We start from the raw sequence: 14552 nt of genomic DNA on the forward strand, positions 1-14552 counted from the left end.
GGAGCCTCCACCGTGTCGTCCTCAGCCGATCTCCTCATCACCGGGGCCCGCGTCCGCACCCTCGACCCCGACCGGCCCACCGCCTCCGCCGTCGCCGCCCGCACTATGGCCCCACAGGGCAACCCTCACGACAGCAACGCGCGCCAGCGCTCGGCCGACTCCATCATGTCGACGATGACGCGCTCCAGGAACGTCCCCTCCCTGGTCAGCCGCCGTCCCACCGGCGTATCGCGGCCGAACGTCTCCGCCGCGGCCATCGCGGCCCGCGCCACCTCGATGGTCTGCCGCGCGCTGATCATGATCGCGTTGTACGGGGCGTCGGCGTCGACCACGTAGATGTCGCGGCGGCGCCGCGGGTCGCGCTCGCGCCGTACGTAGCCCTGCTCGACCAGATAGTTGACGGCCACGGAGACGGAGGCCGGGCTGACGTTCAGCTTTCGGGTCAGTTCGGCGGCCGTGCGGCGGCCGTCCTTGGAGAGCAGCAGGTCGACGTGGATGCGCGCGGTGATCCTCGGCAGTCCGGAGCGGACCGCCAGTTCGATGATCTCTCCCTCCGCGATCTTCTCTTCCTCCGCGACGCCGTTCGGGGTGCTGGGCGCGCCGAGGAGGGACGGCACACCCCGCCGCGCCCGCTGGACCGTCGCCCGGTGCGCCTGCTGGGGGCGGTAGCCGCTGGGGCCGCCGTTGCGGGCGACCTCCCGGCTGATCGTCGAGGTCGGCCGGTCCAGCCGCCTGGCGATCTCGGCGTACGAGCGTCCGTCCGCCAGCCCGGTCGCGATGCTCTGGCGGTCCTGCTGGGTCAACCGTCCTCCTGGCATGTCGGCAGTATTGCCTTCGCCTCCTTTCATTGCAACGCTCCGTTGCGTTCGCATTCAGCGTCATTGCATCAATTTGCCGCCGCCCACCTGCACTTACCTACTTTTACAGATTGACGGGTCCGCTCGCTCGCCGTAGCTTTCGACATATCGAAAACGCGTAATATCGCGAGATGAGGAATGGCCATGAGTGATTCCCTCCCCACCCCCATGACGCTCCCTACAGCCCGCCCCTCCGGCTGCCCCTTCGCCCCGCCGCCCGAGCTGACCGAAGCCCATCAACGCGGCCCCGTCACCCCGCTCATCCACCCCGGCGGCGTACCGGGCTGGCTGATCACCGGATACGACCAGGTCAGGTCGGTACTGGCCGACTCCCGGTTCAGCGCCCGCAAAGAGCTCATGAACGTGGTCGACTTCGAGATTCCGCCCGCCCCGCCCGGCGAGTTCCTCCTCACGGACGAGCCGCAGCACAGTCGCTACCGGAAGCCGCTGGTGGGCAAGTTCACCGTGCGGCGGATGCGGATGCTGACCGAGCGCATCGAGCAGGTCACCGCCGACTGCCTGGACGCCATGGAGAAGGCCGGGCCGCCGGCGGACCTGGTGACCGCGTTCGCCAAGCCCATCCCCGCCATCGTGATCTGCGAGCTGCTGGGCGTGCCGTACGAGGAGCGGGGCTCGTTCCAGAAGCAGGTCGAGTCGTTCATGAGCGGGGAGACCACGGACGAGGAGCTGATCGCGGCCTACACCGCGACCCAGGAGTACCTCGCCGAACTGGTCGCCGCCAAGCGCGCGCACCCCACCGACGACGTACTCAGCGAACTCACCGACAGCGACAGCGACCTCGACGACGAGGAACTGCGGGGCATCAGCCTGATCCTGCTCGCCGCCGGGCTCGACACGACCGCGAACATGCTGTCGCTGGGCACCTTCGCCCTTCTCCAGCACCCCGCCCAACTCGCCGCGCTGCGCGCCGATCCCACGCTCACCGGACAGGCCGTGGAGGAGCTGTTGCGCTATCTGAGCGTCGCCAAGTCGTTCATGCGTACGGCCCTGGTGGACGTCGAGCTCGGCGGCCGGACCATCAAGGCCGGCACCACGGTCGTCCTCTCGTACCACACCGCCAACCGCGACCCCGAGCGCTTCCCCGACCCCGACGTGCTCGACCTCGGGCGGAAGTTCAGCGGGCACCTGGCCTTCGGCCACGGCATCCACCAGTGCCTGGGCCAGCAGCTGGCCCGCGTCGAGATGGGCGTCGCGTTCACCGCGCTCTTCAAGCGCTTCCCCACGCTGCGCCTGGCCGTACCCGCCGAGGACGTCGCCCTGCGCCCGGAGACCGCCGACATCTACGGGGTGAAGAGCCTCCCGGTCGCCTGGGACGTATGAGATACGAAGTCAGCGGGCCAGGGAGACAGCGAACGGTTGGGAGAAACCACGGCGGCGCAGGACGTGCGGCACCAGGAGGATCAGTGCCTCGGTCGCGCGGGCGGTGGTGATGTCGCCTAGATCCTCGATCCATTCGGGCCGCCATCCCAGATCGGCGAGGAGAGCGGCGGCTACGGCCTTGGCGTCCGCGTCGTCGCCGGAGAGGTAGGCGGTGGGCGGGGTGGAAAGGGCGGCCGGGTCGGTCATCACCGGGAAGAACATGGTGTTGAGCGTCTTGACGACGCGGGTTGCGGGCAGGGCCTGCTGAAGTCGCTCGGCGAGGCTGCCGCTGGGGTAGCAGAGGTCGGCGGGGAGCCCGTCGGGGCCGTGGGTGGTCGCGTTGGAGACGTCGATGAGGATCTTGCCCGCCAACTCGGTCCGCAGGGCCGCCATGCGCGCCAGGGCGCTGTCCCCCGGCGTGGCATTGACCACGATGTCGGCGACGGCTGCCGTGGTCTGCTGGTCGGCGAGGCGGATCGTCCCGTCCGTACCGTCCCCTTGGGCGGCCTCTGCCTCCGTGAACTCCGTGAGCTCCGTGAGCGGCCTCCGGTGGCCGAGGGTGACCTCGCGGCCGGCCGCCGCGAGCTTGCGGGCGAGTGCGCCGCCTACGTGACCCGCGCCGAGGATGCCGATGGTGGTGGGGGTAGGGGTGGGGGTGGTCATGGTGGAGTGCTCCTTCGTTGCCTGATTGATTGATTGACTACAAAGTGGGTTCAGGTGATCGTCGACAGCGCCGCTACCGCCGCGCCATGAATGCCGGGGGCCGCCGCCAGGAAGTCCGGGCTCGCCAGGCTCCACGGAGCGCCGCGCACATCGGTGACCTCTCCCCCGGCCTCCGCGACCAGCAGAGCCCCGGCCACCAGCCCCGACCGCACATCGGAGAACTGCCAGAAGGCGTCCATACGGCCGGCGGCGACATGTATGAGCTGCAAGGTGGCGGGCACGGAGACCCGTACGACGAGGCCGTCCGCCAGCATCCGCGCCACGGACGAGCCGACCCGGCGGAACGTGTCCGCGTCCTCCCCCGGCCGGGCCTGGCCCGTGCCGGTGAGGGCCGCGCCCAGTTCGGTCTTGGCCGATACCCGCAGCGGCACACCGTTCAGCCAGGCGCCGCCGCCCGCGACCGCCGTGTAGTCGTCGCCGGTCAGCGGCAGATGGACGACCGTGAGGACCGGCGCGTTGTCGCGTACGAGGGTGGCGGTGACGGCCCAGTCCGGCATGCCGTGGACGTGGTTGATGTTGCCCTCGGCCGGGTCGGTGACCCACCACTCGCCCGGCGGCAGCGCACCGCCTGCGAGTTCGTCGTCGGCCCAGCCCGCGCCCGGCCGGGCCGCCGTCAGCGGCGTCTTCAGGACGTCGAGCACCGCGTCGTCGTTGGCGTGGATCGCCGCGACGATCTCGTCGCCGGTGACGGCACGGGCCTGGGGTACGTACCGCTCGCGCAACCGGTCACCGGCGGCGCGGACAGCGGCGGTGACCTCGCCCAACAGGGCCTGGTCGAGGGCAGGGGCGGAGGGCATGGGGTGCTCCCGGAGGGATGAGGAAGGGATGAGGAGGGGATGAGGAGGGGATGAGGAGGGGAAGGCGGACTGCGCCTGTCCCTCGAACGTAGGCACCCCGCCGATTAACAGCAAGTGCATGCTCGTAAGCTCTAGCCTTACTCACATGCAACTGGATCTGAACCTGCTCACCGCGCTCGACGCACTCCTGGAAGAGGGCAGCGTGGCCGGCGCTGCCGAGCGCCTGCACGTCACGGCCCCGGCGATGAGCCGGACCCTGGGACGTATCCGCCACGCCACCGGGGACCAGATCCTCGTCCGCACCGGACGGACGATGGTCCCGACCCCGCACGCGCTCGAACTACGCGCGCAGGTCCACGACGTCGTCCAGCAGGCCCATCAACTCCTCAGCCGTGAAAGGGAGTTGGATCTGGCGACGCTGGACCGTACGTTCACCATCCGCTGGCACGACGCACTGGCCGCGGCCTGCGGCCCCGCCCTGCTCGCCGCGGTCCACCGGCAGGCCCCCGGCGTGCGGCTGCGCCTGCTGGCCGAGTCGGGGTCGGACACCCCGGAGCTGCGGCGCGGCGAGATCGATCTGGAGTCGAGTTCCGCCGAGCCCTCGGCGCCCGGCATCCGCCACCAGCTCATCGGCGAGGACCACCTCGTCGCGGCGGTCCGCCCCGGCCACCCGCTCCTGGCCGGCGGGCCGCTCGCCCCCGAGCGTTACGCCACGGCCGAACACGTCACCGTCTCCCGGCGCGGACGTCTGCGCGACCCCGTCGATGACGCCCTCGCCGTCCTCGGCCTCGAACGCCGCGTCATCGCCGCGGCCCCGAGCACGGCGGCGGCCTTCCCCCTCGTCCTCGGCACGGACCTCGTCGTCACCGTCCCCCGCGCCGTCACCGGCCCCGCTCTGCGGGACGCGGGCCTGCGCACGCTGCCCCTGCCCCCGCCCCTCGCCATGCCGCCCATTCCCCTGTACCTGGTCTGGCATCAGCGCCATGACAACGACCGCGCCCACGCGTGGCTGCGCGCCCGTGCCCGGTCGGCGGTACAGGCCCTGTTCGACCGCTGATGCGGCAGCGCGGGGGTTGCGGCGGTACGGGCGCCCGTACGTACGCCAACGGGCCCCCGCCCCGACGGAGAAGTCGGTGCGGAGGCCCGTAGAGCCGTAAATCGTGAGCGGGAAGCGTCAGACGCGCTCGGACTCGCGGTCCGCGCTCTGTGCGCCCTCGTCCTTCGTCCCCTCCGCCGCGGCCTTCTTGCGGCCCGGCAGGAGGAAGGCGACGATCACCGTGCCGACGCCCAGCACGACCGCGCCGACGACGCTGGTGTGGGCGACCGAGTCGGAGAACGCCGAGCGCACGGCGTCGGCGAAGGACGCGCCCTGCTGCGCGCCGAGCTTGGCGGCGAGTTGCTCGGAGACGGCCAGACCCGCGCCGACCGAGTCCTGTGCGACGGAGAGGACCTTCTCCGGTATCTGCGCCCCGGCCGCGGCCGACTTGGCCGCCGCGTCGGCGAGGTTGTCGGAGTAGGTGTTGGCCAGCACCGTGCCGAGCACGGCGATGCCGAGCGAGCCGCCCAGCTCGATGGAGGTGCTGTTGACCGCGCCGCCGATGCCGAGCTGGTCCTCCGGGAAGGAGCCCATGATGGCGTTGGTGCAGGGCGACAGGGACAGGCCGATGGCGAGGCCGAGGACGATGAGGGGGATCACGAAGTCCCCGTACGTCGAATGCGCGTCGACCCGCGTGAGCAGGGCGATGGCGACCGTGCCGACGGCCATGCCGAGCGCGACCGTGACCTTCATGCCGAACTTCGGCGTGAGCAGGGCCGTCAGCGCGCCGCCGACGAACACCGCGCCGGCCAGCGGCAGCATCCGCACACCGGTGTCCAGCGGCGAGTAGCCGAGGACGAACTGGAGGTGCTGGGTCAGGTAGTAGAACGCGCCGAAGACGGCGAGGAAGAAGAGCGCGACGGCGAGCGTGGACCCGGCGAAGGCGCGGCGCGCGAAGCGGCGGACGTCCAGGACCGGGCGCGGGTGGCGCAGCTCCCAGAGGATGAAGCAGACGAGGCCGACGGCGGCGACGACGGCGGCCGTGATCGCGGCGGCGCCCCAGCCGAAGTGCGGGCCCTCGATGATCATGTAGATGAGCGAGCCGACCCAGATGACGGAGAGCAGCCCGCCGACGTAGTCGAGCCGGTCGCTGTGGCCCGCCTTGGACGGCGGCACGAGGAACAGCGCGCCGAGGATGCCGAGTACGGCGATCGGCACGTTGATGAGGAAGCTGGAGTTCCAGCTGTACTTCTCCAGCAGCGCGCCCGCGACCAGCGGACCGGCGGCGATGCCGAGGCCCGCGGTGGCGGTCCAGATGGTGATGGCCTTGGCCCGTTCGGCGCGCGGGAAGGTCGCGGCGAGCAGCGACAGCGTGGCGGGCATGACGAAGGCCGCGCCGATGCCCATCAGCGCGCGCGAGACGATCACCGCGCTGGAGCTGTCGGCGAGCGCTCCCGCGACCGAGGCGACGCCGAAGACGACGAGGCCGAGCACGAGTGCGCCGCGGCGGCTGTACTTGTCGCCGATCGCGCCGAGCAGCAGCATCAGCGCGGCGTACGGGACCGTGTAGCCGTCGATGACCCACTGGAGGTCGGCGCTGCTCAGGTTCAGGTCGATGGTCATGTCGGGGGCGGCCACCGTCAGGGTGGTGTTCGCCATGACGATGATCAGCAGGCTGAGGCAGAGCACCCCCAGCGCGGCCCAGCGCTTTCCGTACGGCCGGTCCATCTTCTCGACCGGCGTCGACATGACGACGCGCATCCGGACACCTCTCATGATCCGGGGCCGGGCCCCGGGTAGTTGATATTGCACAGCACTGTGCAATTACACAGCGGTGTGCAATGTACTCTGCTGCACAGGCGTGTGCAAAATGGAGGGGTGGGCACGCCCGGAGCAACCAGCGGCACGCCCCCGGAGAATGGGCGGCCACACGCGTGCCCCGCGCCGCACGGGGACGAGGACGCCGACCGAGGAGCCGCACCACCATGACCACACTCAGCAGCCGTGCCTCCGCCAACCGCCGCCGCATCATGGACATCGCCCTCGCCGAGCTGGTGCGCAATCCGGACGCGTCCATGGACCACATCGCACGCGCCGCCGGGGTCGTGCGCCGCACCGTGTACGGGCACTTCCCCAACCGCGAAGCGCTGATCACCGCGCTGACGGACGCCGCCGTCGAGGACGTCTCGCACGCCTTCGCGGCCGGTATGGCGGATGCCGCCCCCGCCGACGCCGCCCCCGGCCCCCCGGCCGACCGGGCGCTCGCCCGCGCCACCCTCTCCGTCTGGGAATCCGCCGACCGCTACCGGCTCCTCGTCGCCCTCGCCCAGCGCAGCGTCACGGACGCGGGCATCCGGGCCCGCCTGGAGCCCGTACGGCTGAAGGCCGCGGGCCTCATACAGCGCGGGCTGGACGACGGCGCGTTCAGCTCCCCGCTCACCTCGCGCGCCCTCGCGCACGTCTACGAGCACACGCTCTTCGGGCTCATGCAGGCGGTCAACGAGGGCGCGCTGCCCGCCGAGACGGCGGGCGTCGCCGCCGCGACCACGGTGCTGGCCACGGCGGGCGTCGCCCCGGCCCGCGCGGCGGAGGCGGTGACGGAGGCCGTACGGGAGGCGACGGCGGCGGCTGCGGGGACAGGTCCGGGTGCGGAGGCGCGTACGGGTGCGGAAGCTCGTACGGAATCGGCATCGGGCCCGGACGCTGACGCGGACGTGGCGAAGCCCCGCGGAACGGGGGCGTCAGCGGGGCTTCGCGATCAGGGGGTGCGAGGCAGAAGCACGTACGTGCTTTCCGTCCACGCACCGGCCGGGTATCCAGTGCGTCGCGCTTCACACACGGGCCAGGTCCGGCATTTTCACGAGCGACGGCCGGGGCGTCACACGGCGGCCGGCTCCTTCTCCATCCCGTTCGGGCCGCCCTCCGCCGCCTCCTTCGTCCCGCTGTACCCGTCGTCCACCAGCGTCGTCTCGTCGAACGGCAGCCGCCCGGCGAGCACTTCGCCCACCCGCGCCTTGTCGATCTCCTTGGTCCAGGTGCCGACGAGCACGGTCGCGACGGCGTTGCCCGCGAAGTTGGTCAGCGCCCGCGCCTCGCTCATGAAGCGGTCGATGCCGACGATGAGGCCGACGCCGTCGACGAGTTCGGGGCGGTGCGACTGGAGGCCGCCGGCGAGGGTGGCGAGGCCCGCGCCGGTGACGCCCGCCGCGCCCTTGGACGCGATGATCATGAAGAGGAGCAGCGAGACCTGCTGGCCGATGGAGAGGGGTTCGCCCATCGCCTCCGCGACGAAGATCGAGGACATCGTCAGATAGATGGCGGTGCCGTCGAGGTTGAAGGAGTAGCCGGTGGGGACCGTGATGCCGACAACGGGCTTGCTGACGCCGAGGTGTTCCATCTTCGCGATGAGCCGCGGCAGCGCGGACTCCGAGGACGAGGTGGAGAGGATCAGCAGGAACTCCCGTGCCAGGTACTTCAGCAGGGCGAAGATGCTGACTCCGGCGACGAGCCGCAGGATCGTGCCGAGCACGATGATCACGAACAGCAGGCAGGTGATGTAGAAGCCGACCATGATGACGGCGAGCGACTTGAGCGCGTCCACGCCCGTCTCGCCGACGACCGCCGCCATCGCGCCGAACGCGCCGACCGGGGCGGCCCACATGATCATGGCCAGGACGCGGAAGACGAGCCGCTGGAGGTGGCCGATGCCGCGCAGGACGGGTTCACCGCTCGCGCCGAGGGCCTGGAGGCCGAAGCCGACGAGGAGGGCGACCAGGAGGGTCTGGAGGACCTCGCCCTTGGTGAAGGCGGAGACCATGGTGGTGGGGATGATGCCGAGGAGGAAGTCGACGGTGGAGTCGCCGCCCTTGGCCTGCGCCTCGCCCGCGTGCCGTACGGACTCGGTCAGGTGCAGTCCGCTGCCGGGTTCGAGGATGTTGCCGACGAGGAGCCCGATGGCGAGGGCGACGGTCGACATGAGCATGAAGTAGCCGAGCGCCAGGCCGCCGACCGCGCCGACCTTGGCCGCCTTGCGGACCGATCCGACGCCGAGCACGATCGTGCAGAAGATGATCGGCGAGATCATCATCTTGATCAGATTCACGAACCCGGTGCCGAGCGGCTTCAGCTCCACGGCGACGCCGGGGGCGGTGAACCCGACGAGGATGCCGAGGAGCACGGCGGCGATGACGGCGATGTAGAGGTAGTGGGTCCGGTCCTTCTTCGTGCTCTTCGTACGGGCCTGCTCGGGCCCGTCCGGGGACGTCGCCGGTGACGGCGGCTGCGGCGGTGTCTGCGCTGACACGGTGGTGCTCCTCGGTGTACGGCGTGCGGCTCTGGCGGCCCGCGCTCTCCCGATGAGTGATGAGTGGGGCCCCGCAGACTATGCACCCGTCTGTGACCGCGGTCACCCTTGCGTGCATTACGTTCACGGCGCGGGCGCGAGGCAGACTGTCGGCCATGCGCGCACCCCGCATACCCGGCATACCCCGCCCCCGCAGCCTGGCCGGCCAGCTCTTCGCGATGCAGATCGTGCTGGTCGCCGCTGTGGTGGCCGGGTGCGCGTTCTTCGCGTACGCCACGGGGCGGGGGCAGGCCGAGGACGCGGCGCGCCGCCAGGTGACGGCGACGGCCGCGGCGGTGGCGGGCGCGCCGTCCGTACGGGCCGCCGCCGGGTCCCCCGATCCGAGCGCGGCGCTCCGGCCGTACGCGGAACGGGTGCGGCGCGACGCCGGGGTCACGTTCGTGACGATCATGGACCCGCACGGAACGCGCTGGACGCACCCCGACGCGGCCCGCATCGGCCAGGAGTTCCTCGGCCACACCGGGCCGGCGCTGCGCGGGAAGGCGTTCTCCGAGACGTACACGGGGACGCTCGGGCCGTCCGTACGGGCGGTGGCGCCGATCCGTTCCGGGGCGCGGATCACGGGGCTGGTGAGCGTCGGCATCACGGTGGACGAGATCAGCGCCGAGGTGCGGCGGCAGGTCGTCGCGCTGCTGGGGGTGGCGCTGGGGGCGCTGGCGCTGGGCGGCGTCGGCACGTACGTCGTCAACGCCAGGCTGCGGCGGCATACGCACGGCATGAACGCGGGCGAGCTGAGCCGGATGCACGACTACCACCAGGCCGCGCTGCACGCGGTGCGCGAGGGGCTGATGATGCTGGACGGCGAGCGCCGCATCGCCCTCGTCAACGACGGCGCGCGCGACCTGCTGGGGCTCACCCCCGACGCCGTCGGACTGCACGTCACCGCCCTCGGCCTGCCGGCCCCGCTCACCGAGACGCTCCTGGCGGCGGGCCCGTGCGTGGACGAGCTCCATCTGACGGCCGACCGGATCGTCGTCGTCAACACGTCGCCGGTCAGCGGCGGGGAACGCAGCGGCACGGTCGTCACCCTGCGGGACCACACCGAACTCCAGGCGCTGTCGGGCGAGTTGGACTCCGTACGCGGCTTCGCCGAGGCGCTGCGCTCGCAGGCCCACGAGGCGGCCAATCGGCTGCACGCCGTGGTGTCCCTCATCGAACTCGGCCGCGCCGACGAGGCCGTCGACTTCGCCACGGCGGAACTGGAGCTGGCCCAGGCGCTGACGGACCAGGTCGTGGCGGCCGTCGCCGAGCCCGTGCTGGCGGCCCTGCTGCTGGGGAAGGCGGCCCAGGCGAACGAGCACGGGGTGGAGCTGACGCTGACTCCGGAGAGCCATATCGATGACGGGGTGCTGCCGGCGGAGCTGCCGGCGCGGGACTTGGTGACGATCCTGGGCAACCTGATCGACAACGCCGTCGACGCCAGTGCGGCTGCGCCGCAGCTTGCGTCCTTGGGGGTGGCTCCGGGTGTGGACGCGGGTGCGGGTGGGGGTGCGGGTGGGGGTGCGGCCCCCTCCCCCGAGCCCGCCGACCGGCGGTGCGTCACCGTGACTGTTCGTGCCGACGGCGGGCAGTTGCTGTTGCGGGTGGCGGATACCGGGCCGGGCATTGATCCGGCGGCGGTCGACGAGGTGTTCCGGCGGGGGTGGAGCACCAAGGCGCCGGGGCGGGGGCTGGGTTTGGCGCTGGTGCAGCAAGCCGCACGGCGCAACGGCGGGGGTGTGAGCGTGGCGGCGTCGGCGGGTGGTGGGGCCCAGTTCACGGTGCTGCTGCCGTTGCGCGGCGACGGCGTGAGTACGAGCAGCCGGCCCATTCCCGTAGGAGACCCCCGATGAGCACACCGCCGCCCGTGGACAATGAGCACCAGCCGATCCGGGTCCTCGTCGTGGAGGACGACCCGCTCGCGGCCGACGCGCACGCGCTGTACGTACGGCGCGTGCCGGGGTTCGCCGTGGCGGGGGTGGTGCACTCGCGGGCGGACGCGTCGCAGTTCCTCAAGCGGGCGGCGGTCGACCTGTTGCTGCTGGACCTGTTCCTGCCCGACGGGCACGGGCTCCAGCTCGTACGGTCGCTGCGCGCGGCCGGGCATACGGCGGACGTCATAGCGGTGACGTCGGCGCGCGACCTGGCGGTCGTACGCGAGGGCGTCTCGCTCGGCGTGGTGCAGTACGTACTGAAGCCGTTCACCTTCTCCACCCTCCGCGACCGGCTCGTGCGCTACGCGGACTTCCGCGCCGCCGCCGGGGAGGCGAGCGGCCAGGACGAGGTGGACCGCGCCCTCGCGGCGCTGCGCGCGCCGCAACCGGCCTCCCTGCCGAAGGGGTTGAGCCTGGACACGCTCCAGACGATCACCGAGGCGCTGCGCGCGGCCGGCGCGGACGGACTCTCGGCGGGCACGGCGGCGACCGCCGTCGGCATCTCCCGGATCACGGCCCGCCGCTATCTGGAGCACCTCGTGCACACGAGCCGCGCCGCCCGCACCCCGCAGTACGGGCACGTCGGCCGCCCTGAACTCCGTTACCGGTGGCTGTCCCAGATGTGACGCTACGGGGCGACGCCCAGCGCCGCGCAGGCGCCGGCCACCGCCGCCCGCCGCAGTTCCTCCCTCGGCACGTCCGGGAACTGGAGCGTGCAGTCCTGTATCCCGCCGATGGCGATGGCGGCCCTGGTGGCCTGTTCCAGCGTGGGTTCGGGGCCGTACAGCAGCTTCCCCAGCCGCCTGCGCCAGCCCATCGCGCGGTCCACCAGGCCCAGATCGGCGAGTGTCGTCAGCTCGTTGAGCATGAGCGTCATCTCGGCGCGGTGGTGGTAGTGGAAGTCGAAGTAGCTCTCCAGCAGGACCCGGGGATCCACCTCGGCCAGCGCCTCGTGCCCCGCCAGGAACGCCTCTTCCTCGTCGATGATCGCCTGCACGATGCTGCGGACCAGTTCTTCGCGTGAGGAGAAGTGGTAATAGAGCGCAGGCTTCGTGATGCCGAGCCGGTCGGCGATGTCCTGGAGGCTGGTCCGCTGCACCCCTTGCCGGGTGAAGAGTTCGCGGGCGACCGCCAGAATCCGCTGCTTGGTGTCGGTCGGGCGGGGGCGAGGGCCGGGGCGGGGGCGAGACGGCATGCCGCGACCCTATCCGACTTAACGGTAGGTAAGTACGATGCTCTTACCTACCGTTAAGTAAGGAGACGGATCATGCAAGTCCTCATCTCCGGCGCCAGCGTCGCCGGTCCGGCACTGGCGTACTGGCTCACCCGGTACGGCCACTCCGTCACCGTCGTCGAACGCGCCCCGTCGCTGCGCAAGACCGGCGGCCACGCGGTCGACCTCTTCCACCCCGCGATGGACATCTCGGAGCGGATGGGCGTGCTCCCGCGCGTCGAGGAACACGCCACCGGCGCGCACCGGATGACCCTCCGCCGCGAAGGCGCCCGACGGCCCGTACGGGTGGACCTCACCAAGATCTTCAGCGCCACTTCCGAACGGCACGTCGAGATCATGCGCGACGACCTCAGCGAGATCTACTACGACGCCACGCGCGACGACGTCGAGTACGTCTTCGACGACTCGATCACCGAGATCCCGCCCGGCCCCGACGGCGAAGTGCGGTTCGAGAACTCCGCGCCGCGCCGCTTCGACCTCGTCGTCGGCGCGGACGGGCTGCACTCCAACGTCCGCCGCCTCGCCTTCGGCGACGAAACCCGCTTCGGCCACTTCATCGGGGCGTACTTAGGGGTGCTGACCGTGCCCCGCCACCTGAGCAACGACGGCGAACTCCTCATCCACGTCGGCGTCGGCCGCACCGCCGGCATCTACGGCGCGCGGCACCTCGACGACGCGCGGGCGCTGTTCCTCTTCCGCAGCGAACGCGAACTCGACTGCCACTACCGCGACACGCCCCGCCAGAAGGACCTGCTGCGCGGCGCGTTCGCCGGGCTGCACCCGGACGTGGACCGCTGGCTGGCCGAACTCGACCGCACCCCGGCCTTCTACTTCGACTCGATCACCCAGCTCCGCATGGACACCTGGTCGCGGGGCAGGGTGACGCTCGTCGGGGACGCGGGCTACTGCCCCGGCCCGGCCGTCGGCGGCAGCACCACCCTGGCCGTCGTCGGCGCGTACGTCCTCGCCGGGGAGCTGGCGCGGGCGGGCGGCGACCACGAACGCGCCTTCGCCGCGTACGAGCGCGCGATGGCGGACCACGCACACCACAGCCGCGAGGCCGCGCTGAGCGCGGCGAAGACCCTGATCCCCACCTCCCGCCTGGGCGCCTGGGGCTTCACCCAAGGCGCCCGCCTCCTCTCCAGCCTCCCTCCGACCCCCAGCCGCACCCTGGCCCGCCTCATCAGCAAGACCTCGCGCGTCTACGACGCCATGGCCCTGGACGACTATTCGCCCTCGCCGCAGGCGGCTCCCCGCTGAGCAGCCGCGACCGGCTTTTCAGGAGAGCGGGCGCCCCGGATCGCCGAGCCAGGCCGTCTGGCCGCTCTCCGTCACCGTCAGACCGAAGTCGAACAGCGAGGGCCGCCCGGCCTCGTCGCGCCACCAGGACGCGGCGGCGCGGGTCTCGTCGTAGAGGTCACGCGGCCCCCACTGGTACACGGACCCGCCGGTCGCGTAGGCCCAGGAGTCGGAACCGCACCACCAGTGGGCGTCGCCCTGCTCCCAGTGGGCGACGCCGGGCAGCCGCAGGCCGATGGCGAAGACGGCGTGCGGGTCGGTGAGGACAAGGCGTTCCACGCCGTCGTCGCGTACGGACTCGCGCGCCTCCACCCACGCCTCGTCGGTGAACAGCTCGCCGATCGGAGAGCGCGGGCGCTGGCCTCGTACGGTCATGAAGGTCATGGCCCCGGCGAACCGGCCCGACGCCGTGCCGTCCTCGACGGTGAGGCGGGCGAGGCCGTGGGAGCAGAACGCGGTACGGAAGGGCGTGAGGATCAGGCCGCCGGTGCGGGTCTGTTCGACCCACGCGTACGGGATGGTCAGCACGGCGGCGGTGGACAGTACCCGGTCGTAGGGGGCGCGCGACGGGTAGCCGGCCTCTCCGTCGGCGTGTACGGCGGTGACGTCGCCGTAGCCGGCGGCGGTGAGCGCGGTACGGGCTCCGGTGCTGAGCGTTTCGTCGATCTCGACGGTCACCACGCGATCGGCGCCGACGCGCTGGGCGATGAGGGCGGCGTTGTAGCCGGTGCCCGTACCGATCTCCAGGACGGTGTCCGTGGGGCGCGGGTCGGCTTCGGCGAGCATGCTCAGCACGGCGTTCGGGGCGCTGATGGAGCAGGTGGGCAGGGTGCCGACGCCGTTCGCGGGGGCGCGGCCGTCGTCGACCTGGGTGACGAGGCCGTCGCACGGGTCGTAGGCCATCGCGGCCCACCGCGCCGGATCGTCGGTACGGCCGAAGGCCCGGTAGC

The 14552-nt window shown here is 71.7% G+C and carries 12 protein-coding genes and 1 pseudogene; 6 read left to right on the forward strand and 7 right to left on the reverse strand.

The annotated features are described in order from the left end of the window. Positions 1-125 precede the first annotated feature (125 nt). On the reverse strand, positions 126-818 hold the full coding sequence (locus tag ACFU99_RS12115) for a helix-turn-helix domain-containing protein (protein ID WP_384389607.1): 693 nt from the start codon (positions 816-818) through the stop codon (positions 126-128). A 183-nt stretch (positions 819-1001) separates the two neighbouring features. Between ACFU99_RS12115 and ACFU99_RS12120 the strand changes: the two genes are divergently transcribed. Beyond that, positions 1002-2198 (forward strand): cytochrome P450, encoded by a 1197-nt coding sequence (locus ACFU99_RS12120; protein WP_384389610.1) that lies wholly within the window; start codon positions 1002-1004, stop codon positions 2196-2198. A gap of 9 nt (positions 2199-2207) precedes the next feature. On the opposite strand, the gene ACFU99_RS12125 is transcribed toward ACFU99_RS12120, so the two are convergent. Next, on the reverse strand, positions 2208-2900 hold the full coding sequence (locus ACFU99_RS12125; protein ID WP_384389613.1) for an NADPH-dependent F420 reductase: 693 nt from the start codon (positions 2898-2900) through the stop codon (positions 2208-2210). 50 nt (positions 2901-2950) lie between these two features. Beyond that, positions 2951-3757 (reverse strand): inositol monophosphatase family protein, encoded by an 807-nt coding sequence (locus ACFU99_RS12130; protein ID WP_384389616.1) that lies wholly within the window; start codon positions 3755-3757, stop codon positions 2951-2953. A 145-nt stretch (positions 3758-3902) separates the two neighbouring features. Between ACFU99_RS12130 and ACFU99_RS12135 the strand changes: the two genes are divergently transcribed. Further along, positions 3903-4814 (forward strand): LysR family transcriptional regulator, encoded by a 912-nt coding sequence (locus ACFU99_RS12135; protein ID WP_384389619.1) that lies wholly within the window; start codon positions 3903-3905, stop codon positions 4812-4814. A gap of 117 nt (positions 4815-4931) precedes the next feature. Here the strand turns inward: ACFU99_RS12135 and ACFU99_RS12140 are convergent, their stop codons facing one another. Continuing rightward, entirely contained in the window at positions 4932-6554 is a 1623-nt protein-coding gene (locus ACFU99_RS12140; protein WP_384389622.1) for an MFS transporter, read from the reverse strand. A gap of 314 nt (positions 6555-6868) precedes the next feature. Here ACFU99_RS12140 and ACFU99_RS12145 point away from each other — a divergent pair. Further along, positions 6869-6913: pseudogene (locus ACFU99_RS12145) on the forward strand (hypothetical protein); the annotation flags it as partial. A 758-nt stretch (positions 6914-7671) separates the two neighbouring features. On the opposite strand, the gene ACFU99_RS12150 reads toward ACFU99_RS12145, so the two are convergent. Next, positions 7672-9096, reverse strand: coding sequence for a cation:dicarboxylate symporter family transporter (locus tag ACFU99_RS12150; protein ID WP_384389625.1), 1425 nt, complete (start codon positions 9094-9096; stop codon positions 7672-7674). A gap of 155 nt (positions 9097-9251) precedes the next feature. Between ACFU99_RS12150 and ACFU99_RS12155 the strand changes: the two genes are divergently transcribed. Further along, positions 9252-10988 carry an ATP-binding protein gene (locus ACFU99_RS12155; protein WP_384389628.1) on the forward strand — a complete coding sequence of 579 codons (1737 nt, stop codon included), beginning with the start codon at positions 9252-9254 and terminating at the stop codon, positions 10986-10988. Beyond that, positions 10985-11695: a response regulator gene (locus ACFU99_RS12160; RefSeq protein ID WP_384389631.1), complete on the forward strand. Its 711-nt coding sequence runs from the start codon at positions 10985-10987 to the stop codon at positions 11693-11695. Before ACFU99_RS12155 ends, ACFU99_RS12160 begins: the two co-directional genes overlap by 4 nt. A 2-nt stretch (positions 11696-11697) precedes the next feature. Here the strand turns inward: ACFU99_RS12160 and ACFU99_RS12165 are convergent, their stop codons facing one another. Then, entirely contained in the window at positions 11698-12264 is a 567-nt protein-coding gene (locus ACFU99_RS12165) for a TetR/AcrR family transcriptional regulator (RefSeq protein ID WP_384389633.1), read from the reverse strand. 72 nt (positions 12265-12336) lie between these two features. On the opposite strand from ACFU99_RS12165, the gene ACFU99_RS12170 reads away from it, so the two are divergent. Next, positions 12337-13563, forward strand: coding sequence for an FAD-dependent monooxygenase (locus tag ACFU99_RS12170; protein ID WP_384389636.1), 1227 nt, complete (start codon positions 12337-12339; stop codon positions 13561-13563). 18 nt (positions 13564-13581) lie between these two features. Here ACFU99_RS12170 and ACFU99_RS12175 read toward each other — a convergent pair. Next, positions 13582-14552 (reverse strand): methyltransferase domain-containing protein (locus tag ACFU99_RS12175; protein WP_384389639.1); only part of this gene is annotated, 971 nt, incomplete at its 5' end.

Origin of the sequence: Streptomyces sp. NPDC057654 (assembly GCF_042800135.1) — a bacterium.
Classification (GTDB): Bacteria; Actinomycetota; Actinomycetes; order Streptomycetales; family Streptomycetaceae; genus Streptomyces.

Excerpts from the sequence above, each read along its gene's own strand:
- ACFU99_RS12115 (WP_384389607.1), bottom strand. The coding sequence starts at position 818 with ATGCCAGGAGGACGGTTGACCCAGCAGGACCGCCAGAGCATCGCGACC.
- ACFU99_RS12120 (WP_384389610.1), top strand. The coding sequence starts at position 1,002 with ATGAGTGATTCCCTCCCCACCCCCATGACGCTCCCTACAGCCCGCCCC.
- ACFU99_RS12125 (WP_384389613.1), bottom strand. The coding sequence starts at position 2,900 with ATGACCACCCCCACCCCTACCCCCACCACCATCGGCATCCTCGGCGCG.
- ACFU99_RS12130 (WP_384389616.1), bottom strand. The coding sequence starts at position 3,757 with ATGCCCTCCGCCCCTGCCCTCGACCAGGCCCTGTTGGGCGAGGTCACC.
- ACFU99_RS12135 (WP_384389619.1), top strand. The coding sequence starts at position 3,903 with ATGCAACTGGATCTGAACCTGCTCACCGCGCTCGACGCACTCCTGGAA.
- ACFU99_RS12140 (WP_384389622.1), bottom strand. The coding sequence starts at position 6,554 with ATGCGCGTCGTCATGTCGACGCCGGTCGAGAAGATGGACCGGCCGTAC.
- ACFU99_RS12155 (WP_384389628.1), top strand. The coding sequence starts at position 9,252 with ATGCGCGCACCCCGCATACCCGGCATACCCCGCCCCCGCAGCCTGGCC.
- ACFU99_RS12160 (WP_384389631.1), top strand. The coding sequence starts at position 10,985 with ATGAGCACACCGCCGCCCGTGGACAATGAGCACCAGCCGATCCGGGTC.
- ACFU99_RS12165 (WP_384389633.1), bottom strand. The coding sequence starts at position 12,264 with ATGCCGTCTCGCCCCCGCCCCGGCCCTCGCCCCCGCCCGACCGACACC.
- ACFU99_RS12170 (WP_384389636.1), top strand. The coding sequence starts at position 12,337 with ATGCAAGTCCTCATCTCCGGCGCCAGCGTCGCCGGTCCGGCACTGGCG.